The 24,038-nt window shown below is 54.9% G+C and carries 23 protein-coding genes and 1 tRNA gene; 15 read left to right on the forward strand and 9 right to left on the reverse strand.

The features are described from left to right. The first annotated feature begins 6 nt into the window (after positions 1 to 6). Positions 7 to 1,668, forward strand: a complete 1,662-nt coding sequence (argS, locus tag IEW66_RS02955; RefSeq protein WP_188680171.1) for an arginine--tRNA ligase — start codon at positions 7 to 9, stop codon at positions 1,666 to 1,668. A gap of 220 nt (positions 1,669 to 1,888) precedes the next feature. Here argS and IEW66_RS02960 read toward each other — a convergent pair whose 3' ends face one another. From IEW66_RS02960 to IEW66_RS02970, 3 genes are all read right to left on the reverse strand, one after another. Continuing rightward, entirely contained in the window at positions 1,889 to 4,762 is a 2,874-nt protein-coding gene (locus IEW66_RS02960) for a CARDB domain-containing protein (protein WP_188680172.1), read from the reverse strand. 98 nt (positions 4,763 to 4,860) lie between these two features. After that, the gene (locus IEW66_RS02965; protein ID WP_188680173.1) at positions 4,861 to 5,865 is read right to left on the reverse strand and encodes an amidohydrolase family protein; all 1,005 of its coding nucleotides are present in this window, start codon (positions 5,863 to 5,865) and stop codon (positions 4,861 to 4,863) included. Further along, positions 5,862 to 7,304 (reverse strand): RtcB family protein, encoded by a 1,443-nt coding sequence (locus IEW66_RS02970; RefSeq protein WP_188680176.1) that lies wholly within the window; start codon positions 7,302 to 7,304, stop codon positions 5,862 to 5,864. The genes IEW66_RS02965 and IEW66_RS02970 overlap by 4 nt, the downstream gene beginning before the upstream one ends. Before the next feature lie 179 nt (positions 7,305 to 7,483). Here IEW66_RS02970 and IEW66_RS02975 point away from each other — a divergent pair, with 179 nt between their 5' ends. The 6 genes from IEW66_RS02975 to IEW66_RS03000 all read left to right on the forward strand — a co-directional run bounded on the left by IEW66_RS02975 (position 7,484) and on the right by IEW66_RS03000 (position 12,541). Further along, positions 7,484 to 7,708, forward strand: coding sequence for a hypothetical protein (locus tag IEW66_RS02975; RefSeq protein ID WP_188680178.1), 225 nt, complete (start codon positions 7,484 to 7,486; stop codon positions 7,706 to 7,708). A gap of 113 nt (positions 7,709 to 7,821) precedes the next feature. After that, entirely contained in the window at positions 7,822 to 8,193 is a 372-nt protein-coding gene (locus IEW66_RS02980) for a transcriptional regulator (protein ID WP_188680180.1), read from the forward strand. A gap of 42 nt (positions 8,194 to 8,235) precedes the next feature. After that, positions 8,236 to 9,090, forward strand: a complete 855-nt coding sequence (locus IEW66_RS02985) for an XdhC family protein (protein ID WP_188680182.1) — start codon at positions 8,236 to 8,238, stop codon at positions 9,088 to 9,090. A 53-nt stretch (positions 9,091 to 9,143) separates the two neighbouring features. After that, positions 9,144 to 10,007, forward strand: a complete 864-nt coding sequence (locus IEW66_RS02990; RefSeq protein WP_188680184.1) for an FAD binding domain-containing protein — start codon at positions 9,144 to 9,146, stop codon at positions 10,005 to 10,007. Positions 10,008 to 10,011: 4 nt separating this feature from the next. After that, entirely contained in the window at positions 10,012 to 10,524 is a 513-nt protein-coding gene (locus tag IEW66_RS02995) for a (2Fe-2S)-binding protein (protein ID WP_075057280.1), read from the forward strand. Positions 10,525 to 10,531: 7 nt separating this feature from the next. Then, on the forward strand, positions 10,532 to 12,541 hold the full coding sequence (locus IEW66_RS03000) for a xanthine dehydrogenase family protein molybdopterin-binding subunit (RefSeq protein ID WP_188680186.1): 2,010 nt from the start codon (positions 10,532 to 10,534) through the stop codon (positions 12,539 to 12,541). Between the two features lie 160 nt (positions 12,542 to 12,701). Here the strand turns inward: IEW66_RS03000 and IEW66_RS03010 are convergent, their stop codons facing one another. Continuing rightward, a complete protein-coding gene (locus tag IEW66_RS03010; protein WP_188680190.1) occupies positions 12,702 to 14,156 on the reverse strand; it encodes a gamma-glutamyltransferase family protein in 1,455 nt (484 codons plus the stop codon). Between the two features lie 76 nt (positions 14,157 to 14,232). Between IEW66_RS03010 and IEW66_RS03015 the strand changes: the two genes are divergently transcribed. Continuing rightward, entirely contained in the window at positions 14,233 to 14,751 is a 519-nt protein-coding gene (locus IEW66_RS03015; protein WP_188680192.1) for a PDDEXK family nuclease, read from the forward strand. A gap of 37 nt (positions 14,752 to 14,788) precedes the next feature. Here the strand turns inward: IEW66_RS03015 and IEW66_RS03020 are convergent, their stop codons facing one another. Continuing rightward, positions 14,789 to 15,652, reverse strand: a complete 864-nt coding sequence (locus IEW66_RS03020; protein ID WP_188680194.1) for an aspartate kinase — start codon at positions 15,650 to 15,652, stop codon at positions 14,789 to 14,791. Beyond that, on the reverse strand, positions 15,652 to 16,695 hold the full coding sequence (asd, locus tag IEW66_RS03025; RefSeq protein ID WP_188680197.1) for an aspartate-semialdehyde dehydrogenase: 1,044 nt from the start codon (positions 16,693 to 16,695) through the stop codon (positions 15,652 to 15,654). Before asd ends, IEW66_RS03020 begins: the two co-directional genes overlap by 1 nt. Positions 16,696 to 16,987: 292 nt before the next feature. Here asd and IEW66_RS03030 point away from each other — a divergent pair, with 292 nt between their 5' ends. Both IEW66_RS03030 and rnhB read left to right on the forward strand, forming a co-directional pair. Beyond that, the gene (locus IEW66_RS03030; RefSeq protein ID WP_188680199.1) at positions 16,988 to 17,317 is read left to right on the forward strand and encodes a hypothetical protein; all 330 of its coding nucleotides are present in this window, start codon (positions 16,988 to 16,990) and stop codon (positions 17,315 to 17,317) included. Positions 17,318 to 17,359: 42 nt separating this feature from the next. After that, the gene (gene rnhB / locus IEW66_RS03035; RefSeq protein ID WP_306789766.1) at positions 17,360 to 17,962 is read left to right on the forward strand and encodes a ribonuclease HII; all 603 of its coding nucleotides are present in this window, start codon (positions 17,360 to 17,362) and stop codon (positions 17,960 to 17,962) included. On the opposite strand, the gene IEW66_RS03040 is transcribed toward rnhB, so the two are convergent. Continuing rightward, a complete protein-coding gene (locus IEW66_RS03040; protein WP_188680201.1) occupies positions 17,950 to 19,032 on the reverse strand; it encodes a tetratricopeptide repeat protein in 1,083 nt (360 codons plus the stop codon). The two genes, rnhB and IEW66_RS03040, sit on opposite strands and share 13 nt — an antisense overlap. 108 nt (positions 19,033 to 19,140) lie before the next feature. On the opposite strand from IEW66_RS03040, the gene IEW66_RS03045 reads away from it, so the two are divergent. Further along, positions 19,141 to 19,584, forward strand: a complete 444-nt coding sequence (locus IEW66_RS03045) for a PadR family transcriptional regulator (protein WP_188680203.1) — start codon at positions 19,141 to 19,143, stop codon at positions 19,582 to 19,584. 17 nt (positions 19,585 to 19,601) lie between these two features. Here the strand turns inward: IEW66_RS03045 and IEW66_RS03050 are convergent, their stop codons facing one another. Beyond that, positions 19,602 to 20,033: a MarR family winged helix-turn-helix transcriptional regulator gene (locus tag IEW66_RS03050; protein ID WP_188680204.1), complete on the reverse strand. Its 432-nt coding sequence runs from the start codon at positions 20,031 to 20,033 to the stop codon at positions 19,602 to 19,604. Beyond that, positions 20,030 to 21,796 (reverse strand): MFS transporter, encoded by a 1,767-nt coding sequence (locus IEW66_RS03055; RefSeq protein WP_188680206.1) that lies wholly within the window; start codon positions 21,794 to 21,796, stop codon positions 20,030 to 20,032. Before IEW66_RS03055 ends, IEW66_RS03050 begins: the two co-directional genes overlap by 4 nt. Positions 21,797 to 21,893: 97 nt before the next feature. Between IEW66_RS03055 and IEW66_RS03060 the strand changes: the two genes are divergently transcribed. From IEW66_RS03060 to IEW66_RS03075, 4 genes are all read left to right on the forward strand, one after another. After that, positions 21,894 to 22,427, forward strand: coding sequence for a hypothetical protein (locus IEW66_RS03060; RefSeq protein ID WP_188680208.1), 534 nt, complete (start codon positions 21,894 to 21,896; stop codon positions 22,425 to 22,427). A 55-nt stretch (positions 22,428 to 22,482) separates the two neighbouring features. After that, positions 22,483 to 23,133, forward strand: coding sequence for a triose-phosphate isomerase (locus IEW66_RS03065; protein ID WP_188680210.1), 651 nt, complete (start codon positions 22,483 to 22,485; stop codon positions 23,131 to 23,133). Between the two features lie 15 nt (positions 23,134 to 23,148). Then, entirely contained in the window at positions 23,149 to 23,814 is a 666-nt protein-coding gene (locus IEW66_RS03070) for a hypothetical protein (RefSeq protein WP_188680212.1), read from the forward strand. Between the two features lie 37 nt (positions 23,815 to 23,851). Continuing rightward, positions 23,852 to 23,926: transfer RNA gene (locus IEW66_RS03075), tRNA-Gly, on the forward strand. The last annotated feature ends 112 nt before the right edge of the window (positions 23,927 to 24,038 follow it).

A 24,038-nucleotide genomic window follows, 5' to 3' on the forward strand; every position in this document is an offset into this window, starting at 1 on the left:
GCAGGCATGCTCCTCTTCGACGACTTCCTTGACAGGGTTGTCAAGATCGTGACCGACCGATTCCCGTCCTTCGACCCCAGGGACGTCTCGTTCGATAACACCGGTAGGGCAGACCTTGCCATAAGGACTTTCAGGCTCAGCTCGAAGCTGGGTATTGACCCGCGGAGCGTATTCGCCTCACTGGAGCCCGCACTCAAATCACAGAAGTTCGTCGAGAAAGTCGTGCTTGAGGGTGCTTACATAAACATAACGCTTGACCCGTGGTCCATGCTTTCGACAATAACGGAGAGCATAGAGAGGTCGGGCAGGTTCCCGGACGTTTTTCAGGAATCGGAGAAGGTATCGGTGGAACACACAAGCACCAACCCAACCGGCCCCCTTCACATAGGCAGGGCCAGGAACTCCATAATAGGTGACACCCTCCAGAGGGTGCTCAAGAGGTACGGATACAGGGTAACAACACAGTACTTTGTGAACGATTCTGGCAAGCAGGTGATGGCCCTATACCTCGGCTACACGAAATACGGAAGTGGGGAGAAGACACTGCAGGAGATACTCAGGTGCTATCAGGCCATATACCGTGACATGGAGAAGGACCCACAGGTGGAGAGGGAGGTTGAAGCCCTCATAAGGAGGTACGAGGAGGGTGACAGGGAACTCATAGAGGGCATAAAATCCACAGCGAAGGTGGCTCTGGACGATATAAGCAGCTCCATGAGGGCAATAGGCATAGAGATCGATGATTACACCTGGGAGAGCGACTTCATAACCGGCGGGGACGTGAAGAGGATCATAGAGAACAACAGGGAGAAGCTGCAGAGCGACGATGACGGGGCGCTGTTCGTCCAGGTCCCTGGGGGGAAGAGGATGTACCTCACGAGGAAGGACGGGACATCACTGTACCCACTCAGGGATGTGGCATACCACATGTACAAGGCAGGCCTGTTCGACTGGTTCGTGGTGGTCGTGGGGGAGGACCACAGGGACCACGCCAAGGGACTGGAGTACATACTGCGCGAGATAATAGGCCTGAAGCAGAGGATATCGTTTGTTTTCAACGCCTACGTATCGCTAGAGACAGGGAAGATGTCAACAAGGCGTGGCAACATTGTTACACTGCAGCAGCTCACGGAGAGGATGGTCGAGGAGGCTTACAGTATCGTGAAGGAAAAGAGGCCTGACCTGGGGGAAGAGAAACTAAGGGAGATCGCAAGGGCCGTGGGGGTCTCATCGCTAAGGTTCAACATGGTGCGTATCGGTGCAACCAAGCCCATGGTCTTCAGGTGGAGCGAGGCTCTCAATTTCGAAGGGGATTCGGCGCCATTCATCATGTATGCAGGGGCACGGGCATCAAGCCTCCTGCGCAAGGCCAGCAGGGACTTGGTGGACTTCCCACGCACGTTCAACGAGGATGAGAGGCGCCTTATCCGGGAGATGTACAGGTTCCCGTACGTGCTCTCCGAGGCCAAAGAAACGCTGAGGGGGGACCTGATAGCCTCTTACTCCCTTGACCTTGTGAAGGTATTCAACGAGTTCTATAACAGCTGCCAGATACTTAACGCTTCAGACGCTGAATACTCAAAGAGGATAACTCTTGTGAGGGCATTCAGGTCGATCCTCATGGACCTCTACGACCTCCTCGGCGTAATCCCGGTGGAGGAGATGTGATGTTCGAACCCTCACCGGTTCTCTTTCAAGCTGGGTTTTGAATCCACCACATCCCCGGGGTTTCTGAACTTATCCTTTCCGCGGGAGGAGGTTCCAGCACCAAACTGAGAGAAAAATTATGAAGGGCCTCGACTGAGGGCATCATTCCCGTATAGGGTGTCTCCGTTGAACGCAATAAATGGATCGCACGGGGTGCCAAAATGCCACCCCGTCCAAGGTCTCACTTCTTCTTCTGCTCAGGCTTCTTCTGCTCCTGCTGCTTGTTCGCAGGCCTCTGCGGCTCCCTGGGCCTCGAGGATATCCTGTAGTAGACGTAGCCAACGACTATAACGACCACGATAACGCCTGCTATTATGGCAGGTGTCCTGTAAGCGGGCGGGGCTATGCTCACGGTCTTGGTGTAGGCACCAACGTTCGCGAAGAACGCGGGCTCGGAGCTAGTCGAACCCTTGAACTCCAGAGGTAGGTTGCCGGATGCGGATGGGGTCCATGTAAAGCTGATGTTGGCGGAATGGCCGGGCAGAAGGTCGTGGTATTCCTCAGTGGCCACCGGGACGCCGTTGACGTAGAGCGTTATTGTGTAGTTATAGGCCTCAAGCGTCCCGTTGTTGGACACGTTTACGTATATGGTTGCGCGCTCTCCCTGCACCAGCGGCTTGGGAACTGTGAACCCGTTAATCACTATCCTCGCTGTGTCTATGACCATGGTGAGGGTCTTGTTGTCATATCCGGAAACTCCTGATGGGTTTGTGACCTTGAGGGACACTATCATGTTGTCCACGGTCAGGAACCTGACCTTGATCCAGGAGCTTGTGTTCGAGCCGGCAACTATCTGGTAGCTGTCATTTCCGGGTTTGGCCACAGTGCCGTTGCTGTACTCGAATGTCCAGTTGAATGTCAGCTGGCTGAACGGGTAATAGGGATCTGTGGTTGAGTTCGCTGAGAGAGTTGTGTTCTGGCCAGCCACAGGTTCAGTCTCCACAACTCCGGTTGCATTGTAGAGGGTGATGGCTGCACTTGGAGGTGTTGTGTCATTGACGTGGAATGTCAGTTTCATATGGGCCATAACGCCTGCAATGTTCGTGACATTTATGTAGCCGTACTGGAGGCCCACCTTTATGTAGGGGCTGCTGAAGGAGTATGTAATGTTCTCGCTTGTGCTGGTGAATGATGGCAGGCTCCAGCTGTAAACTAGGGGCACCATGTAACTCGTACCCGGCACTGCCTCACTGGAGTTGTACGCACTCATGCTTATCAGGGTGTTCTGAGGCACATAGTAAACGCCGCTGGTAGGTGTAACTGTCTTGCCATCGACCACCACGCTGACCCTTACTGTTGGTGTGCCGTTGTAAGCGTAGACGGTGAAGTTAGTCTCGTTGTAGACACCAGAGGCACTCTCCACCTTCACGGTGATCATATTTTTGCCTCTAAGTGTAAGGGATGCATTGTACATGCCATAGTCCTGCGGCACAACGGTGCCGTTGACCATCCATGTTATGTTCTTTGATGAGGAGATATCGTAAGATGCCGTTGTCGGGTTGTAGAATGCTTTGCTGAGGTTGTAGTGGACGCTTATGCCGCTCGGGACTATGAAGACTGTGTTATTGTAAGTTGAGTTCAGGATGTAGTCTGTGCTCACCTGGTTTGGCCAGTACAGGCTTATCTTCGGGTCAATGAATATTGGCTTCTTTGCAGGGCCAAGTGTGAGTGAAACCCAGTGGCTCGTGCTCTGTGGGGCCACCTCTATTGGGCTCACGAATGTGTAGGTCGACACGTTAGACTTGACCAATGCTACGCCCTGCAGCGAATAGGCAACGGAGTACATATATGTCAGGGATCCCGGCGTGAACCGGGTACCGCGTGTGAAGAGTGAGATGCTGACATTCTGTGATGGCGAGATCATGGTGTTCGAGTAGGAGTAGTTGACAGTGGCGCTGAAGGAAGATGTGCCTATGGAAATTGATACCACTCTCTCCGATGTGAGGTTGTAGTTGTTGCTGTTGACGAACATTGTGTAGTTTGTGTACCTGCCAAGTTCACTGAGCAGGTACTGCTCAATTTGGGGTGCGCTTGAGCTTGTTATGCCGTCCAGCCTGAATTGCCAGTACAGCGAGCCCACGCTGGAGTTCGCTAGGAACGGCAGGGTGGTGTAGTTGCCCAGGCTGTAGTGTATGCTGATGTTGAGGCCCTGGAGGGTCGAGTTCAGTGAGAAGTTATAATATATGTAGGACTGGGCAGGTGAAAGCGGTACAGTGTACACAGTACCTGGCACGATCTGGGATATGGTTGACGTGTTGTACCCTGGCGAGTAAATAAAGAGCCTGTAAGCAGAGTAGTCATTCAGTGATATCTCGAAAGACGATGTTGTAAATTTTTCAATCGAATATGTGGAGCTGGTGCTGTTGTATGCCACAACATATACTGGCTTAACCGGCGCACCGCTCACGCTCTCAACTATTCCGCTTATCGTGCTGGATGGCTGCACTGTTATCCTGGCAACGCCACTCGTAAGCTCAGTGGCGACCAGATAGGTATTGCCAGCCTGCTTGACCGACACAAGGAAGGGTGTGGATGGCATGTAGTATGTCAGGCTGGCCACACCCGTGGAGTTTGCAGTCACTGTGCTAGTGTAGTATTCAAGGCCGTTCTCTGTCTCGAGCGCAATTGTTGCGTTGCTGCCTGCCACCAGCCCACTGACATACAGCGTGCCGGGGACGAGGCTCTCTATAGGCACGCTCAGCGTTATTGACTGGCTCGGCTTGTCAACTGTGACAAGTTCACTCAGGCCAAGTGATACCGCAGGCTGCCCGTTCACGTACACCAGGCCCGAGGGAACAGTCACGGTGTAATTTCCATAGTCGAGCTCCGTCTTGTTAACTGGGCCCTGGAGTGAGGCAACGGTCTGGCCAGCCAGGGTAGTGAAGTTAACAGATGCGTTAGATGAGAGCGGTGCGACCTCCTTCCCGCTGGACGTATAATAGGCTGTGTAGCTGACCGCCCCCATCTGAGGCGTTATGGCGTGGCCAATACCGGCACCAAGCAGTATGCTTCCGATCATCAACAGTGAGATGATTGTTGCGTATGCTCTATTCAAGGACATCTCCTCTATCCTTTTCAGGCGAAAGAAACCTTCCAATATAAATATTGTCTTGAAAGCATTAAATATCCCCTGCCCCGGACCATTGGTCATAATTATGGAATGCTGAAAGTTTCAAACGATCTCATCCTACCCCTGGTGACTATATCGTAGGCACTTTCATCGCCCATGAATACTATGAATGCCCTTGGCTCCGAACCGAGAAGAGTGTATGCGTTCCAGGTTGCCATTGAAATTATCTTCTCTGGCCCTATCCTGTGCAGGCCCCTCTGGTACCTGTAGAGGAAGTCCATCTCAGAGAACATGTCTGGCTCACTTACCATTGCGTTGTCGGTGCCCAGCATGAGAGTCACGCCAGAGTCCAGAAATGCGGAGTAGTCCGGCCTCTTTCCATAGAATATGTTTGACCTGGGAGTGATGGCCACTGGTATCCCTGCATCCGCAAGCCTCTTCATCTCGTCTTTCGTGCACTGGATCCCGTGCACTATGAAATCCGGCTCCAGTGAAAGGAGTAGTTCAAGGTCCTCCCTCCTGTCCTCGTTGAAGTGTATCGCGAACAACTTCCCCATCCTCCTGCATGCGTCCCTCGAAGCATCTAGGAGCGCAGGGTCCACGTCCGAGATCGCACTGAGTGCGAGGCCATCGCACATTGAGATAACATGCTCGAGGCTCTCATCCCCAGAGGATGGCCTGCCCAGTATGATAGCCTGCATATTTCTGCGCAGAGCCTTCCTTATCAGTGAGATCCCCCTGACCCCAGACTCCCTGAAATCTGCGAATCCGAATGTTCCAGTTCTGAGCATGTGGGAAAATGCTGTTGCCATGGATCTTAAGAGAGTGGCTTCCTCGGCACTCTCAAGCATCCTCTGCTTGAACCCTCCCGGCCCAACCACCTCCGGCAGGGTGCCCACAGGTTCTTCCATCACAAAGGAGTCGCCGAGATGGGTATGTGCATTGAAAAACGCTGGTATAACGGTCCTCTCCACCTTCATCTCCGGCTCTTCACTGAAAGACAGGGAGTTCCCCTTCCTGTACAGGGTACCGAGGAGGAACTCCCCCCTCCAGAAGACCTTACCTGATATGGAATCTGCATGTATCAACCCTTCACCACCCCCACGGGTATGTGCCTTGAGACTATCCTGCTGATCCCAGCACCTGCGACAGATGCCACAACCTCATCCACATCCTTGTAGCTGTATGGCGCCTCCTCGGACACGACCTTCTTCGACGCAGCCCTAAGGTATATGCCCTTTTGCTCTAACTCTGAGATGACACGTGATGCGGGGTATGTGGATGTGGCCTTTGACCTGCTCAGCATCCTGCCGGCACCGTGGCATGAGCTGCCGAAGCTCTCAGACAGGCTTCCAGGGAGGCCCACAAGCACGTACGATGCCCTGCCCATATCCCCCGGTATGAGCACTGGATGGCCGGTCTCCCTGTACTTCCTGTTGTTCTCCTTCCTCCCGGCTGGAAAGGCCCTGGTGGCCCCTTTCCGGTGCACGAGCACCTTAACTTTTTTCCCATCCACATCATGCTCTTCCACCTTGGCTATGTTGTGAGCCAGGCTGTAGACCAGATCGAGGCCGAGGTCTTCCGCCGGGAGGTGCATGACCCTCCTGAATGCTTCTCTCACGCTGTTCACTATCAGCTGCCTGTTGACGAAGCCGAAGTTGGCTGCAGCCCTCATGGCCCCCATATATTCTTGCGCTATCCTGCTCTTCAGGAATGCAGAGGTAAGCTGCCTGTCTGGGACATCCCTCACGCTGTCGCTGCTCTCGTTCAGCCTCTTGATGTAATCAGTTGCAACCTGGTGGCCCAATCCCCTGGAACCTGTGTGGATCATCACAGTCACCTTGCCCTCCTCTATCCCGAATGCCCTGGCTGTGCCAGGGTCCATGACCCTCTCGACCACCTGGATCTCAAGGAAGTGGTTCCCGGCACCGAGCGTACCTATCTGCGGTATTCCCCTGTTCCTGGCCTCTGAGGACACATGCGCGGGGTCTGCACCCTCCATTCTGCCGTACTCTTCAGTCTTCTCCCTATCGTCTTCGGTGGCGTATCCCCTGTTCACGGCCCAGTCAATGCCCTCTGCAAGGATGTTGTTCAGGTCCTGGTGGCCTATGCTGTACCTGCCCTTGGAGCCGACTCCCGAGGGCACCAGGCGGAATATCTCGTCCACAACCTCCTTGAGCTTCGGCCTGAGGTCATTCAGGGTGAGAGAGGAACGTATCAGGGTAACGCCGCAGTTGATATCATAACCCACTCCCCCGGGCGATACTATGCCCTCGTCGTAATCGAAGGCTGCAACACCGCCTATCGGGAACCCGTACCCCCAGTGGATGTCGGGCATCCCTATGGAGGGTCCAACGATCCCCGGCAGAGTTGCAACGTTCATCACCTGGAGTAGGGAGTTATCGTTCTTTATTGAGGACATCAGACTATCGTTCGCATAGACAATGCCGTCAGTCCTCATCCTTGGCCACTGCGAGGAGGGCAACCTGAACTTGAACCCCCCGACCTTCTCTACCCTGATCTCCATACTTCCACATGGCTTCGGCGATGATAACGCTAACTGACCTCCAGCGCTGACGTAGGCGTGAACACTCCTCGGCACCCATTGCTACAGGGCACGACGGCGTGGACTGCCCCCCCTCACGGAATGGGGTCTTCCCCCTCAACTCCATTAAGTTAAAGTCACTGTGTTGCCATTGTGTGCCGATGGAGTTCAGGGTAGAGGATTTTCCGGAGGAACAGGGGTTCCAACTGAGGTTGCAGATCGCCCTGCTCATAAACGCGAAGAACATAATGGCGGTCTCGGAGAGGCCTGAGAGGTTCCAGAAATATATAGAGGAGAGGAGGAGGAAGATAAGGGAGATAGTGCAATCTGATGGAAATTTTGTAGTATACTATGGAGGCAGAGAAATATACCGCTCCTGTGATTAGTCTAAGACACTACCTGCTTGGGACAATAGCGGGATAATGCCTGAAAACACGGCTCCTGGAGAACATGGAACAGTGAAACGAGGAATTTTATTCAGGTTTGACATGTGGTAATCATGGTCATTGACGACAACTCGCAGGAGGATGTTGACCTGGAGAACTCAATATTCAAGGAGATCCAGAATGACATAGAGACTGTCAAGAGGCACATAACCATAATAACGACTCTTTTAAGGGAACAGCCAGCGGGCATAATCAGGATTTCACAGGTCACAAAGATGCCGGAGCATAAGATCAGGTATTCCCTAAGGATCCTTGAGAGGGAGGGGCTCATTGAGCCATCGAGAGAGGGGGCAATACTGACCCCAAAGTTCGTGGATAACAAGCAGAAGATCGCCGAACAGGCGAAGAAGCTGGCCAAGGAGATGGAGGAGATCTACGAAAACCTCAGGGTCTCTCTAGGCGAAGCCAGCTCCCAGAAGAAGTGAGGCAAGTAAACGGATAAATACCGTGAAGGCAATACATAAAACATGGATTCGGCTGAATTCGCGGGCATTCTCAGTGACATGGTCAAGAGGGGCGACAGGTTCGTGGTCGCCACGGTGGTGGCCACATCAGGCTCCTCCATAGCGAAGCCCGGGTTCAAGGAGATAATATCTGAGAGCGGTGAAATAGTGTGGGGCACGCTTGGTGGTGCATGCCCCGAATCCGTAATAATAGATGAGTCTCTCTCTGTCCTGAGGAAGGGGGAGCCTAAAACAATCAGGATACACCTGGAGAAGACTGAGGCCGCTGTCCAGGCCCTGCTGAGGAAGGAGGAGAACGAGATCTACGTGGAGACATTCTGTGGGGGACAGATAGAGGTGTTTCTTGAACCATACCTGCCTAGGGAGAGGATGATAATAGTGGCCCAGGGGGGCAGGGATGACATAGAGGACAGCCTTGTGGCCCTCGGCAAGAAGATCGGTATGGAGGTCGTGGTATTCGACCACGCCCCGCAGCTCAGGGAACAGCCAGACAGGCTCATCTCCGGCCTATCGGGCGAGCTTGAGCAGTTCCAGACATCCGACAGGGACTATATAGTCGTCCTAACCAAGGGCGAGAGGGACATACAGACGCTCAAGGACCTCAGCGGCAAGAAGTTCAGGTACATCGGCCTCCTGGCAAGCAGGAAGAGGGTGCAGTACGACTTCGAGAGGCTCCGCTCCCTTGGAGTGGGAGAAGATTTCCTGAAGAGGATCCACGCCCCCATAGGGGAGAACATAGGCGCGGTAACGCCAGAAGAGATTGCGGTGAGCATCATAGCGCAGATCATAAGGGTCAGGAGGGCACCTGTGAAAGAGGAGAGAATGGAAGAAAGTCCAAAAACAAGTGGGGCCTGCTGACGTTTTAGCCCTAATACACATTTAAGTATCTGGAAAGCATGTGAAAGATTGCCATGAGAACGCAGTACTTCGAGTACCTGGCACCGAGTAGCATCGAAGAAGCCGTAAAGATGCTGAAGGAATATGAGGAGGCAAAGATACTCGCTGGAGGCCAGAGCCTCATACCGCTCCTGAAGACCAGGATAACGGTGTTCCCGTACCTGGTATCACTATCGTCCATTCCGGGCCTGAGCTACATATCGCTGGATAAGGACAAGCTGAGGCTGGGCCCAATGACTGTGGTCAGCGACATAGAGTACTCCGGCGACCTCATGAAGAGGCTACCTGTGCTTACTGAGGCGGCCTCACAGATAGCTGATCCGCTCGTTCGCAACATGGGGACAGTGGGTGGAAACGTCTCACACGCAGATCCCAGCAACGATATGCCACCGGTGATGCTGGCACTGCGTGCAAGGTTCACGGTCCAGGGGCCATCGGGCACAAGAGAGATAAGGGCCTCCGACTTCTTTGTGGACACGTTCCAGACAGCGATGAACCACGACGAGATCCTGAGGGAAATATCGGTGGATCTCCCCAGAGGGCGCTCCGCAGGCACCTACGTGAAGTTCAAGAAGCGTGCTGGTGACTTCTCCCTGGGAACGGTTGCCCTCAACGTCGTTTTCGAATCGGGGAACACGGTGAAGGAGGCGGGCATCGCTGTGGCATCTCTGGGGCCAAAGCCCCTCGAGATCACCGACGCGGAGGAGTACCTGCGCGGGAAAGAGCTCAACAGCAACGCCGCCGAGCACGTGGCCAGGATCGTATCGGAGAGGGTGGAGCCAGTGGCGGATTACTACGGAGATGTGGACTTCAAGAGGAGGATTGCAAGGGCAATAACCCTTGAGGCCTTCAGGAGGATAAACGTTAAGGTGGGGTGATGGTATGGCAAAGGTGAATGTCAGGATAAAGGTGAATGGCGAGGTGAAGGAGGCCGAAATAGAGCCTAGGACACTTCTCGTGCACTTCCTGCGTGAGGTCGTGGGCCTCACTGGCACAAGGACGGGTTGCGACACATCAAACTGCGGGGCCTGCACGGTCCTCCTGGACGGCAAAGCGGTGAAGTCTTGCACAGTGCTAGCCTTACAGGCGAATGGCCATGAGGTGACCACAGTGGAGGGCCTGGGCAAGCCAGAGCGCCTGCACCCCATACAGAGGGCCTTCATAGAGAAGCACGCGTTCCAGTGCGGGTACTGCACCTCGGGCATGATAATGACTGCCTTCTGGATACTGAGGAAGAACAAGGACCCGGATGAAAAGGAGATCAGGCGCCTGCTCCAGGGCAACCTCTGCAGGTGCACGGGTTATGACAACATAGTTGACGCGATAAAGTACGCTGGCAAGCTGATGAGGGAAGAGGAACAGACCGAGGAGGAAGAGGTAACAGTCAGGAGCTGATGTTGCAATGCTGAAGAGCGACATAAATTTCGTGACCGGTAACACAAGGTACATCGATGACATATTCCTGCCAGGCATGCTCTACATGTCGGTGGTAAGGAGCCAGTACGCCAGGGCCAGGCTCCTATCGGTGAAGGGCGGCATAACCGCAAAGGACATAGGCTTCCTGAGGATGGCATCGGTGGGCGAGGGCGCTTCCGAGGACGCGAACAGCCTGATGCACCCCGTTCTGGCCTGGGACTACGTGAACTATGTGGGGCAGCCCATTGCGGCAGTGTTCTCCGACGATCCATACAGGTCCCTTGACCTCCTGGAATCTGTTGACGTTGAGTACGAGCCCATGAAGCCGGTTGTGGAACCGGAGGAAGCACTGAAAAGGGAGCCCATACACCCTTCGATGAAGAGCAACATACTTGCAGAGCACGAGCTGGGTGAGAAGTTCGACATAAAGGACGCGCCAATAGTGCTTGAGGACAAGTTCTACAACAGGAGGATCGTCCCGAACCCAATAGAGACAAGGGGCGTGGTGGCCAGCTACGATGGGGACAGGCTCACCGTCTGGACACCCACGCAGTCAGTGGTGGCCATCAGGGAGGGGCTCTGCGGCGTCCTCAACCTGCCAAGGGAGAAGGTCCGTGTCATACAGACGGACACAGGTGGCGCCTTCGGGGTCAAGAGTGCCCTGTACCCGGAGTATGTACTAGCTTCCCTGATCGCCATGAAGGAGAAGAGGCCCGTGAAGTGGGTCGAGACCAGGAGGGAGCACCTCTCCGGGAGCAGGCCAGGAAGAGGTGTGATAGGAAGGATGAAGATATTTGCCAACAGGCAGGGGAGGGTCCTCGGCCTGGACGGGGAGGTCATCGTGGACGCGGGTGCATATGGCGGAGGAGCCGGCGAGTTCTCATCCAGGTTCATAGCCTACCAGATCACAGGGCCATACGACATAAAGAAAGTGCACATGCATGCACTGGCAGTCCTAACAAACAAGATCATACAGGGCCCGTACCGGGGTGCAGGTAGGCCGGAGGCGGCCTTCTTTATGGAGAGGATGATGGACCTCCTCGCGGACGAGATCAAGATGGATCCTGCAGACGTAAGGCTCGCGAATATGTCTGAGGAGCCACTCACGAGCCCCCTCGGCCTAAAGATAGAGGCGGCAAAGCCATTCTTCACCAGGGCGCTCAGGGAGATGGGCTATAAGAAGGGAGAGAAGGCTGGCCTTGCGTTCTTCGTCCTGGTGCCGGCGGCCATGCCGGGGGAGAGTGCCAAGATTTCGGTTAGGGACTCAAAGGTGCACGTGTGGCTCGGCGGGAACCAGCACGGGCAGAGGCACGACGACATAATAGTGAACATACTCAGGGAGGAACTGGGCCTGAGCAGCGAGGAGATCGTGGTGCACAAGGGCGACACAGATGAACTGGGAGAGGGTGTCGGCACATGGGGCAGCAGGTCCGCCATGATGGGCGGGACCGCGCTCATACTCACGGCCAGGAAGATCAGGGAAATGGTGGTGAAGGAGCACGGTAAGTACAACCCAGACCTACTGCTGTCCGGCAACTACGAGGCCATGGAGTTCTACCACCACGACACACCGCTGAACTCTTTCGGTGCGAACCTGATCCGGGCACGCGTGGACAACCTGGGGCATGTGGAGATAGAGGACTGCATATCCTACTACGATGTGGGGAAGGCGCTCAGCAGGGAGAACGTGATCGGGCAGGTACAGGGCGGGTGCGCACAGGGCATCGGCCAGACGCTGTACGAAGAGGTCGCTTTCGATGAGGAGGGGCAGCTCATAACCGCATCCATATCCGATGCAGGCGTGCCATATGCGTCGCTGCTGCCGAGGTTCAAGGTGCTCCTGGCGGAGAACCCATCGGAACTCCCATCGCACGCCAAGGGAGTGGGTGAATCGCCGACCATAGGTGTGCCGCCTGCGCTGGCCAGGGCAATAGAGCTCGATATAGGCAAGAGGATAAGGGAAACGCCCATAAGGCAGGAAATACTGCTGAGATGATCCATAAGGTGTGCCCAGTCTGCCACTCCGATAGGGTGAGTGGCGACTTCTTTTTTATAATGGGGACGTACAGGTGCCAGGATTGCGGCTACGAGGGGCCGTTCATAATAGAAATGGACGATGAAAGTTACAGGTCTCTGCTGGAGGATGACAGGAGGGGTCAGAAGACCTGAGTGAAAGCATCCCCTCTGAGGTCAAATCCAGCCCTTGTCTCGTGCGATACCGTTATTCCCTGGGCGTGGCCCATGAGGCTGTTGAGCGGCTCCACACCCTTTGCTCCTTCTATCCTGAGGCCAGGCTCCACGTAGATGTCCGATGTACCGTAAATGGTCGCTGGGTATGCGAACCTGGGCCTGTCTATGCTCTCCTGTATGTCCAGGCCAAGGTCTATGAGCCTTATCAGGATCTGCACGTTGACCTGCGGCTGGACATCGCCACCCATGCTCCCCAGGAATATCTTCCTGTCCCCGCGGGCCAGCGTAGCCATGAGTGTGTGGAAGCTCAGTTTCCTGGGTGCCACGCAGTTATGGTGCCTCTCATCAAGCGTGAAGTAAGAGCCGCGGTTGCTCATGTTTATGCCTGTGCCGTGTATCGTGTGGCCTGAGCCGAAGCCCATGTAGTTGCTCTGGATAGCGGATATCCCGAAATCTCCGTCAAAGACAGAGAATGCAGTTGTGTCAGAAGCCCCGAATGTCATCTTCCCTGCCCTCTGTGCAACTGACTCCACAGGGCCACTGAGCAGCCACTCTGGAAACCTAACGTACCTCGGGTCGCCTATGTACCTGGCCCTGTAGAAGTAGGCGGTCTCCATTGTTTCTATGGCACTCCTGAAGGTCGAGTCATCGTTCTCCCTGCCTTCGAGGAGCCTCAGCCACACTAATTCTGTCAGACCCTGGCTGTTCGGTGGGTTCGTAAACACATCGTACCCCCTGTACCTGACGTGCGGCGCCTCATACACACCAGGCCTATACTCCTCCAGGTCTCCCCTCCTGAGGAGGCCTCCTTTCCTCACCATGTCCTCCTCTATCTTCTTCGCTATCTCGCCTGTGTAGAAGGCATCGAGATCTTCCGAGAGCACCTCCAGCGTCTTTGACAGGTCTCTCTGCACCAGGAGATCCCCTGTCTCCCTTGCGGTGTACGTTGCTTGCCAGTCAGGGTCCTCCGTCATTCCTGACATGAGCCTTATGGCAGCGGCTATCTTCTCGCTCACCCTGAACCCGTTCCTCGCTATCTCTATGGCGTCCCCCATCAGCTCCCTGGGCTTCATGCTGGCCCTTTCGGCCAGGAACTTCCAGGCCGCCGGTATGCCGGGCACCATGAAGGATGCATGCGGGCCTCTCTTCGGGATCTCACTGTAGCCCTTGGACCTGAAGAACTCCGGAGTGGCCGCCTCCGCGGAGAAGCCACTGGAATTGAGTGCGACCGGCTTGGTCTCATCTGTAACCAGGAACATATCGCCGCCCAGCCCGTTCAGGTTAGGCTGCACCACAACAAGGCAAGCGCTGGCTGCGAGGGCAGCATCGTATGCGTTGCCTCCCCTTTCCAGAACCTTCATGGCAGCCCTGGTGCTTAGCGGGTGGCTGGTCGCGGCAGCGTAATCTCTCCTGCCTGCCATATCATAACATATCAGTGATGGATAATATGGTTTCTGTGGGCCATTCATTAATTAGGACTCTTGACATGCACAAGGGTTGAACGGCTCTGTTTACGAAAGGGAGCTTGCATCGATACTTTCAGGGGATCCGGGCAGTGTAGAGAGATACTCCAGGCGGGTGGCCCAGGATACGCAGCAGGCAGTCACGGGGCTGATCCAGAGGCCGTTCTATGTGGTGAGGGCTGCCGGGTCGCTGGGCGCCGACCTTGTGGCCGTGAGGGACGATTACACCCTGATAATAGAGGTGAAGAGTTCGGCTAGCAGGAGGCTCTCATTCTCTGAGGCGTCCTACAAGAGGCAGGAACAGGCAGAGAGGCTGGTTGAGCGCTGTTCTAGGGCAGGCCTATTCCTGACATACGCATTCAGGCTGAAAAACGCAAGGGAGGACCCGTGGAGGCTGTTCAGCCTTGGCTCTGTGAGGCCTGGCAGGATGGCACTACTGAAGGCCCTCATACCCGAGGTGGAGCAGACCAGGAGTGGCAATTACCACCTAGTCTGGGAGCACGGTGTCCCACTATCGGTTGTTATAGACTACGTAAACCACGGTACAGTTTAACTGCCCATATCCATTATGTGTAAGGGCCGCCTGGGGCCTAGTCCCTGATGACCGTTCCTGGAAACGAAGTGCGCTCGAAGGACCTCACCAGCACCTCCATGCCAGAGCCCATGGCTATCTCAAGGGAGAGGGGGTGTAGCACCTTTGCCCCTGCGGAGCACAGTTCATGCACTTCCCTGAACGTCATAGAGGCAACGGGGCGGCCGTCCAGCAGTATGCCCTCCACGTCCTTGTAGAAGACAACCTTCCTTGCCCCTATCAGCCTTGCCACCGCTGCGGCTGAATAGTCGCTCCCGTTCCTGCCCAGCAGAACGGGCATTCCAGAGGCATCGCAGGCTATGAAGCCGGTCACCACAGGTATCCTGCCACTGGATACGATCTCCGTGACGGCATCCCGGAGGCCCCGGGAGAGGGTAAAGTCAACCCTGCTGTTCATGGGGTCGCCGCTGGCCACGAGCAGGCCGCTGTCTGTGTCCACAACCTCTGAGGCTATGCCATAAGATTCCAAGTACATGGATACAAGGCGTGCAGATAGCCTCTCGCCGAGTCCGTAAAAGTACGCCCTTGTGTGCTCCCCGTAGTCCCATGTGGAGACCATGCGCTGCAGCCTCTCGATGAGGAGCCGGGATGACCTCATGAACTGCTTCCTTGCACCGGGAATGCACCTCTCCGCGATCTCCACATGCTGTGAGAGCACTTCCAGGGCAGAGCACGGAATGCCGTTGTTCACGTGCCTCTCCCAGATTGCTACCAGGTTATCGGTAACGCCCTTGAGGGCTGAAACCACCAGTACCGGTTTCCAACCGCCAGAGGCCTCCTCCTCGACCCTCTCTCGCAGTTTTGGCAGAGAGTCAGGCCCGGAGAGGCATGAACCCCCGAACTTGAGGACCTCAAGTGCCATCAGAAACCACCCGAGAAATAGGTCTCGGCAAGTAGCACAGCCGCGCCTGCAGCCCCCCTTATGGTGTTGTGGACAAGGAGCGAGTACCTGAGCCTCCTGCCTCCGTAAGAGAGGCGGCCAACAGTGACAGCCATTCCACGGGCCCTGTCCGGTGACCCTGCGTCAACATCCAGGACTGGCTGCGGCCTGTCAGGCTCGTTTCTCACTATGATTGGCCTTTCAGGTGCAGTCGGCAGGCGCTTCTCCTGTGGCAAGCCCCTGAAGCCTTCCATTGACGATACGATCTCCGGGAGATCCTGTTCCTCCCTGAAAGTGACCTCCACCACTTCGAAGTGCCCCTCCCTTACGGGCACCCTGGTGCAGAATGGGCTCACCTCAACATCCCATGGCTCTATGGCCCCGGACTTCAGGCGACCGAGCATCTTCCTGGGCTCTGCCCTCAGCTTTTCCTCCTCATTCTTTATGTACGGCACGATGTTTGAGAGGGCATCAAGGGATGGCACACCAGGGTAGCCGGCGCCTGAGAGGGCCTGCATTGTCACCACGCTCACCCTCTCTATCCCGAAGCGGACGAGAGGGGCAAGCGTCAGCACAAGGCCTATGGTGCTGCAGTTTCCGTTGGCTATTATCGAGCCCCTGTTACTGGCAAGCCGCAGGTGCTCCGGGTTGACCTCAGGCACCACGAGAGGTACATCGGGATCCATGCGGTGTGGCGAAGCATTGGTGAAGACTGTAACTCCGCCATTCCTGAGCCTGCTCTCGACCTGGCCCGCAACCTCTGTAGGCAGTGCGCTGAAGACAGCATCGTAGTGCTCTCTTATCACCACATCGGTGTCAAGGCGCTTTATCTCCTTCTCAAGCAGGTCCCCTGACACCGGCCTGTCAGCCAGCTTCAGCCTGTCCCGGAGCCTCTCATTCTCGGAGCGCTCTGACCCGTACAGGTCAGGCTCCTCAAACATGGGGTGGCCTGAGAGGAGCTGGCAGAACCTCTGGCCCACCAGGCCAGTGGCACCCAGCACCGCACACCTCAGCCTGTCACTCATTACCTCCACGCCCTGGGTTGCCTGATCCCCTTAACTCCACATGGGCCGCTGTGCATGTTGAAAAGGTCCTCTCGCTTCCGCAAATAATGGTGATTTCACACATAGCCACGGGTTGGATTTACTGGTTAAAATCGTGACTGATACCCTTATTACCTGCGATAATCATATATCGAAAAGTTCACGTCAAGGAATACATGCTGTACACATTGGTGGGTATCCATAGGAAAAGGATAAAAATAAAAATGATATATGAGAGGGAAAACCAAATAGAGGAGGACTCCCGGGATCCTGTATGAGAACAGCAGCGGGGCTTGCGGTATTCTTCATCGTGCTGGCCCTTTCACTGGCAGCGCTCATCATAGCCATAATCAGCCCACAGCAGGCCATAGCTGTGCTGACAATTGCCATGCTGAGCCTCATTTTTGTCATCCACCCCGCCCTGAGGAACTTCAGGGCCTCTCCCATTGAGCACTCTGCACTCCCCGTAAGGGTGAAGAGGGGTGGGGGAGAACAGGCTGACGATATAGACATATTCTCAGGTTATGCCTCCAGGGTACCCTGGTTCCTGTACATCGTATGTGCCATCATCATAGCCGCGGCAATAGTCATCATAGTGAGGTAGGGGTGTACGGAAGAGGATCTTATAGAGGAATTACAGTGCGGCATAGATGAGGCGGGCCGTGGCCCTGTCATAGGGCCTCTCGTGGTTGCCATGGTATGCGGGAGGGCAGGGGAAATAAGGTCCACAGGGGCCAGGGACTCGAAGAAATTGAGCCCAGACCTCAGGAACAGGGTATCTGAGAGGATCATGAAAGGTTTCAATTGGTGGGTGAAGGTCATAGACGCAGAGGCCCTGAACAGGCTCATGGAAAAGGCAACGATAAACGAGATAGAAATGGAGGTCGTCACAGAGCTCGCCTCCGCTGCACCCTACACCGTTTACATGGACTCATTCGATACCGTTGAATCTAGGCCCGGGGAGCTGATTTCAAGGGCAACAGGTAAGAGGGTTATATCGCTACACAAAGCAGATGAAAGAATCCCTGCGGTTTCAGCCGCATCCATAGTGGCGAAGGTCACAAGGGACCGCATCATTAGGGAAATCGCGGAGAAGTACGGGGATTTCGGGTCAGGCTACCCATCAGATCCGAGGACAATCAGGTTCCTGAAGGAATCGATGAGGGAGGGCAGGGACATATCGAAGATCGTGCGAATGAAGTGGAAGACCCTTGAGAGGGTCTCCGGTAAGGACCTCTACGACTTCTGATGCAGGGACTTCCACTGGCACCTCTCACTGTAGAGTGATGCGGATACCGAATACACAGGGTCATCCACGAGTTCGGAGAATATCTTGCCTGCCTCTTCGTATTTCCTCATTTCGTAAAGCAGGAGGCCGACCCTGTACTTCACATCGCTCTCGGCCCCAAGCCTGACCGCTTCCATGCACTCCTCGGTCGCCTCACCAGTTCTGCCAATGGCCTTCAGTATCTCTGCCCTTACTGCGTGGACCTCTGGATCCTCGGCGTAGTCTTCCATTGCGGATTCCACATGTTTAAGAGCGTCCTGCAGGAGCCCCCTCTCCCTCTCGATCCTGGCCAGTGCCAGCAACGCGTCCGGGGCCTCCCTTGAGAGCATGGAAGCCTGGAGCGCATCTTCCATGGCCATGTCAGGGTCATCCAGTGCCATGTAGAGGTCAGAGCGGTCCAGCAGCAGGGTGTAGTCCTCGGGATCTATTTCTATGCACCTGTCAATTATCTCAAGCGCCTCCCTCAGTTTTCCCTGCTCCTCTTTGATTTCGAAGATAGCCCTCAGGGCCTCAACATCGTTTGGGTTATCCTCTGCGATCTTCCTGTAGACCTCCTCTGCCTCGTCATCCATTCCCGCCTCCCTGAGGACAGAGCCAAGGTTGCGGTTACTCTCCTCCGAAGGCTCCAGCGACACTGCCTTCCTGGCCTCCTTGACCGCATCCTCCTCCCTTCCTAGGGCCAGGAGTATCTGGCTCTTAATTATGCTCCTCTCAGCACTCTCCCCTCTCCTTATTGCCGAATTTATGGCCTGTAGGGCCTTTTCAGGCTTTCCATTGTAGAAGAGGGCCAGGGCGTACAGGACGCTGTAATCCGGGTTGTCCTTCTCCAGGGACTGCGCAATGCCTGCAAACTTCTCCGCCTGCTGGTAGTTTCCTATCTGTATCATGCAGTCTGCTGCAAAGGCGTTGTAATACGGGTCCGAGGGATCCTTCTCAAGGAGTGCCTTGATCTCCCTTAGCGCCTCCTCAAACTTGCCCACCGAGTAAAGGGATACAGCGTACTTCACCCTCGATTCGTCTCTCTCCTGCAAAACAAACACTTCCTTGGGCCTTATGCTCTGCATGGATAAATATTTGCGACCTGGAGCCCGGTCACTGGAAAAGTTAATATCGAATTTAGATATCGTGATCCGATAAGCATGTACGGAATGAGGAGGGGAATGAGGCACCACGGGATGTTCGGGGGCCTGCGCACCATGATCCTGAGCATGGTATCGAGCGGGCCGAAGAACGGGGCTGAAATAATAAACTCCATAGATACAGCCACAATGGGCTGGTGGAGGCCGAGCCCTGGGTCTATTTACCCGATGCTCTCCTCTATGGTGGAGGACGGGCTGCTGCAGAAGAACAGTGACGGGAGGTATTCCCTGACAGAGAAGGGGCAGGCGGAGCTCGCCGCAAGGAGGTCCATAATGGGCTCCTTCGGGCCCTTCAAGAAGCTGAACTCGCCAGAGGAGGTCATCTCTGAGATAAGGAGCGACCTTGAGTTTCTCATGGACCTGGGGGACAGCCTGAAGGACAGGAAGAAGGATATTGAGGACCTCACGGAGATGATGAAGAAGATCCTCTCCAGGTTAGAATGAAGGGCCGCAACATCGGCTCAGAAGGATCTCTCAACTTTTTCCAGTATTTTCCTGAACTCATCTATTTCTTCTTCGGTGAGCCCGTCGAGGGCCTCACGCAGGAAACGGATGTATATCTTCTCACACTCAGCGAGCTTCGATTGGCCCTCCTCTGTGAGGGTGACGTTCACGAACCTCCTGTCGTTCCTGTTCCTGACCTTCGTGATCAGCCCTTTCTCCTCAAGCGTGTCTATGGTGTCTGTTATCCATGCCGGGCTCATGTTGGAGAGCTCCGCTATCCTGTTCAGTGAGCACTCCTTTTCCTCCCTTAGGATGTAGAGTATCCGGACCTCCACGGGCTTTATGGAGGCCCTTGCGAAGGCCTCCTCCATCTTCCTCTTACCCTCTGTGAACACACGTATGAAGGTGTGCCAGAGGTCAATGAGCTGCTCGTCCTCGCCCCTGATCATCTCTTTCCCACCTGCTGTGTCTTCTCCTTCTCGGCCAGCACACTGCTCACAGCACCCGGCTTACCCTGGGACACCGGCTTCCCCTCTGCGCCAGGCCTCTCCTCCTCTCCGTAGACATAGCGCCTTCCGCGGAGGGCAGAGAGCACTGCCGCAACTGCCAGTATCCCTGCTCCGGCGTAGAACGAGGTGTGCAGGGCCTTCATGAATGCGGGTGCCAGGGTGAGTGGGAACCATGTCTTGCCTGTGAGTATCGCATAGGTTGCCGGGCTTATGTACGATGAGAAGCTGGAAGGCAGTAGCGAGAGGATGGTGCCAACGGGGTTGTAACCCAGGAACGCAGAGAAGAGGGCAGAGGTTGGGGGTATCTTGTCGAACACAGGTATCAGGATTGCCGCACCAGCGGACTGCAGGCCAGCGTTGAAGTATGTGGGCAGGAGCGCGCTCAGTGTCACGAGGACTATGGTGAAGAAGATGCCCATGCTTGAGGTCTGGCCAGTGTTCTGCATCGTCGTCCTCATGCCAGAGCCTGTGCCCCTGTAGTGCGGCGGGAGCGAGTTCATCACTGCGGTTATGTTCGGCGCTGCGAACATGCCCATTCCGGCGCCCATCATGAAGAGGGTGAGCGCGAACGGGATGTAATTGAAGTTGTACGGGAATATTGTGAGTATCAGGAAAGCAGCTGCCGCGACAGACATGCCGAGTGTTGTGAGGAGCCTTGCGCCCATCCTGTCTGAGAGGGCACCGCTGACGGGGCCAAGGGCAACGAAGCCCACCATCATAGGTAGGGTGTAAATGCCTGCCCAGAAGGGCACAGAGGAGTAGGAGTAGCCGTGGAGCGGGAGCCATATGCCCTGCATCAGTATGATTATCATGAACATGGCACCGCCCATACCCATGGACTGCAGCAGGCCTGCAAAGGCACCGAAGGAGAATGGCCTGAAGCGGAAGAGCTTCATGTTGAACATTGGCTGCTCAACGCGTGTCTCCACGAACGGGAAGGCAACCAGGAGTGCAGCGCCAACGGCAATTGTCGCTATGACCATCGGGTCGCCCCAGCCCATGCTCGATCCCTTGTACGGCATGAGGCCGTAGGTTATGCCTATAAGGATGAGCGTGAGGCCCCCGGCGAAGACAGCGTTGCCTGCATAGTCGATCTTCTGGTTCCTGTCCCTCACGGAGGTGTCCTTCAGCTTGAGGTATGACCATACGGTGCCCAGGATGCCCACGGGCACGCTCACCAGGAAAACATACCTCCAGTTGATGGTCGAGAGGATGCCGCCGAGTATCAGTCCCACAAGGGAACCGGCAAGGCCAGCGATCTGGTTTATTCCCATGGCCTTCCCGCGCTCTGTGGCTGGGAAAGCGTCGGTGATTATAGCAGCTGAGTTGGCGAACAGAAACGAGCCGCCAATGGCCTGTATCATCCTGAAGACTATCAGCTCGAGGGCACCCTTATCGCCCTTCGAGGGCGTCAGGAAGAGCAGTATCGAGCCTATCGTGAATATAAGGAAACCGAAGTTGAATAGCCTCACCCTTCCGTATATGTCGGAGAGCCTCCCAACGGTGACAAGGAGAACCGCGGTGACCACCATGTATCCCATGAGTATCCAGAGGAGGTACTGGAACGAAGATGGCAGGAACGGATTAAGATTTATACCTCTGAATATTGCAGGTAAGGAGATCAGCATTATGGTTCCATTGATGGAGGCCATCAGCACCCCTATCGTGGTGTTTGACAGCGCCACCCACTTGTACTGAACCATAGGGGGCTAATCGTTTACCGATATAAAAAGTTAATTACAAAATCGTTTACTAATTAATTGTAAGAAAATTCTTTATAACATAAGGAAATTGCCCCCTATGATTTCACCGAAGGTATCTGTGGTCATAGCTGTGGTGGCAATCCTGATCTTCGGTGGCCTCACATACACCGTTGCCAAGGAAGCGTCATCTTCCACGAGCATATCGATATCCTCATCCGGGGTCCTTTCAATAACCCCTGAACTCACGCCTGATTCGGTGTACAAGGTAAACAGCACCACTGAGCTTCCGGTTTACTACGTGCTACCAGGAATGCAGTACATATGGCTCAACTTCACCATGAACAGCACGGCACCAACGGTCTATGTTTATGATATATCCCCACTGAACAACACCAGCACCAGCTGGGTAAACCTCACATACTTCAATAAGACCGAGTACCCGTACAACTACATAACGATCAGCAACGCCAACGGCACAGGCATAAAGGTATCACACAGGCTCTACATAAATGAGAGCGCATACGGGATGATGAAGCCTGACACGCCATATGTTGTGCGGATAATACTGATAAGCTCCCAGGACAAGGCCACCGGTCTGGGCCTCATACTAATAAAGCCAGGCCAGGCCTGAAATAATCAGTCTACTGAAATAACCAATTTATTTTACCTTTAGATAATCGAGGGCAATGGCAGACACACTCTACATTGTAAACCTCAAGCATTACAGGAACGCTGTGGGCCGCAGTTTCCGAAGTTTCATGGAATCCATGGGCAGGTTCAGGCATGTGGAAAACGTTGTCTTCGCGATACCCCATGTGAACTTCCCAGACGCACATGCCATGGACGGTTTCAGGTTCTTCGCGCAGGACATAGACCCCAGCGGATTTGGCGCATACACAGGCAGCGTCTCCATGGACGTCGCAATGGAATACGGCATAAGCGGCACGCTGCTGAACCATTCGGAGAGGAGGGTGTCAGACGAGAGGATCGCGTCCGTTGTCCAGAGGGCCGCATCACTATCTTTCGACGTGGTCCTTTGCGCCAGGGATGCGGAAGAGGTTCGCAGGTTCAGTTCCCTGAACTGCAGGTATATTGCCTACGAGCCCCCTGAACTCATCGGCGGGAACATTTCAGTGTCCACCGCGAGGCCTGAGGTAATAAGGCAGGCAGTGGAGATAGCCAGGGCCTCAGGGAAGAGCCTCCTGGTTGGGGCCGGCATAAAGAGCAGGGGAGATGTCGAGAAATCGATTGACCTGGGCGCTTCCGGAATACTCGTTGCTTCGGGCGTCGTTCTAGCAAATTCTCCACCGGATGCGTTAAGTTCATTAATCGTCTGACAATCAGTCCCCACCATGGCAAGGCCGAAGGACAGTACGCCCATCTTTGAGGAACCGAAGTTTGACGAGCTGCAGTTCCTCAGGGATGAGAGGGAACGCGCCAAATCCATCATAGTCGTGTTCATACTGGGCGTACCCCTTGGTTTCCTTTCAGGCTTCCTGATGCTGCAGGGCTACTGGTACCTGTCAATCATCATAATGTTCCTGATCCTACTCTTCCTGAAGCAGCTCATCACCTCACTCGGAATAAGGTTCCCGAAGCGTGCTTCACACAGGTTCTTCATGGGCGCCGAGCTCGTGTTGACATGGCTAGTGTTCTGGATAATCTTCCTGAACCCGCCCCTGCACCTGGTATCGGGCCCTCAGGTGAGCACCCTGCAGGAGATGGAGAGTGGCAAGTTCGTGAACCTCACTGCAACGTCATCCAACCACTATTCCGTGGACACACAGAGCGTAGACTTAAGGATGTACGTGTACTATGTAAAGCCCATAAGCTCCGTCTCGGTCTCATACTATATAGAGGGGAACCCTTCTCAGGTGAATACTGTTAGCAGCACATATACGCAGCCCTGGGTGTACTTTAACCTCTCTGGAACTGTGGGCCAGGTAGACGTGGTGACGGTGCGCGCAGTGGGCAGCAACGGCATTGTAGGGAGCGATACGTTCTACCTCTCCTTCTGAAAAGTAAAAATACACTCTCAACATTTCCCAGTTACCTGCAGGTGTAGTGTAGACTGGTCTAGCACGAGAGCCTTCCAAGCTTTCGACCCGGGTTCAAATCCCGGCACCTGCATAGTGGGTTCTCTTGATGATGTTCTCTCCTCCTGTTCCTTCTCGCAAACGGCTCACGGTGAGGGGTGCTTTTACCATATCCTCCTGCGCCTGCACCCAGTATGGATGAACTC

Origin of the sequence: Thermogymnomonas acidicola (assembly GCF_014646795.1) — an archaeon.
Lineage (GTDB): Archaea > Thermoplasmatota > Thermoplasmata > Thermoplasmatales > Thermoplasmataceae > Thermogymnomonas > Thermogymnomonas acidicola.

Excerpts from the sequence above, each read along its gene's own strand:
- IEW66_RS03000 (WP_188680186.1), top strand. The coding sequence starts at position 10,532 with ATGCTGAAGAGCGACATAAATTTCGTGACCGGTAACACAAGGTACATC.
- IEW66_RS02985 (WP_188680182.1), top strand. The coding sequence starts at position 8,236 with ATGGATTCGGCTGAATTCGCGGGCATTCTCAGTGACATGGTCAAGAGG.
- IEW66_RS02995 (WP_075057280.1), top strand. The coding sequence starts at position 10,012 with ATGGCAAAGGTGAATGTCAGGATAAAGGTGAATGGCGAGGTGAAGGAG.
- IEW66_RS03060 (WP_188680208.1), top strand. The coding sequence starts at position 21,894 with ATGATTTCACCGAAGGTATCTGTGGTCATAGCTGTGGTGGCAATCCTG.
- IEW66_RS02975 (WP_188680178.1), top strand. The coding sequence starts at position 7,484 with ATGGAGTTCAGGGTAGAGGATTTTCCGGAGGAACAGGGGTTCCAACTG.
- IEW66_RS02990 (WP_188680184.1), top strand. The coding sequence starts at position 9,144 with ATGAGAACGCAGTACTTCGAGTACCTGGCACCGAGTAGCATCGAAGAA.
- IEW66_RS02980 (WP_188680180.1), top strand. The coding sequence starts at position 7,822 with ATGGTCATTGACGACAACTCGCAGGAGGATGTTGACCTGGAGAACTCA.
- IEW66_RS03010 (WP_188680190.1), bottom strand. The coding sequence starts at position 14,156 with ATGGCAGGCAGGAGAGATTACGCTGCCGCGACCAGCCACCCGCTAAGC.
- IEW66_RS03030 (WP_188680199.1), top strand. The coding sequence starts at position 16,988 with ATGAGAACAGCAGCGGGGCTTGCGGTATTCTTCATCGTGCTGGCCCTT.
- argS (WP_188680171.1), top strand. The coding sequence starts at position 7 with ATGCTCCTCTTCGACGACTTCCTTGACAGGGTTGTCAAGATCGTGACC.
- IEW66_RS03045 (WP_188680203.1), top strand. The coding sequence starts at position 19,141 with ATGTACGGAATGAGGAGGGGAATGAGGCACCACGGGATGTTCGGGGGC.
- IEW66_RS03055 (WP_188680206.1), bottom strand. The coding sequence starts at position 21,796 with ATGGTTCAGTACAAGTGGGTGGCGCTGTCAAACACCACGATAGGGGTG.
- IEW66_RS03065 (WP_188680210.1), top strand. The coding sequence starts at position 22,483 with ATGGCAGACACACTCTACATTGTAAACCTCAAGCATTACAGGAACGCT.
- IEW66_RS02970 (WP_188680176.1), bottom strand. The coding sequence starts at position 7,304 with ATGGAGATCAGGGTAGAGAAGGTCGGGGGGTTCAAGTTCAGGTTGCCC.
- asd (WP_188680197.1), bottom strand. The coding sequence starts at position 16,695 with ATGAGTGACAGGCTGAGGTGTGCGGTGCTGGGTGCCACTGGCCTGGTG.
- IEW66_RS03050 (WP_188680204.1), bottom strand. The coding sequence starts at position 20,033 with ATGATCAGGGGCGAGGACGAGCAGCTCATTGACCTCTGGCACACCTTC.
- IEW66_RS03070 (WP_188680212.1), top strand. The coding sequence starts at position 23,149 with ATGGCAAGGCCGAAGGACAGTACGCCCATCTTTGAGGAACCGAAGTTT.
- IEW66_RS03020 (WP_188680194.1), bottom strand. The coding sequence starts at position 15,652 with ATGGCACTTGAGGTCCTCAAGTTCGGGGGTTCATGCCTCTCCGGGCCT.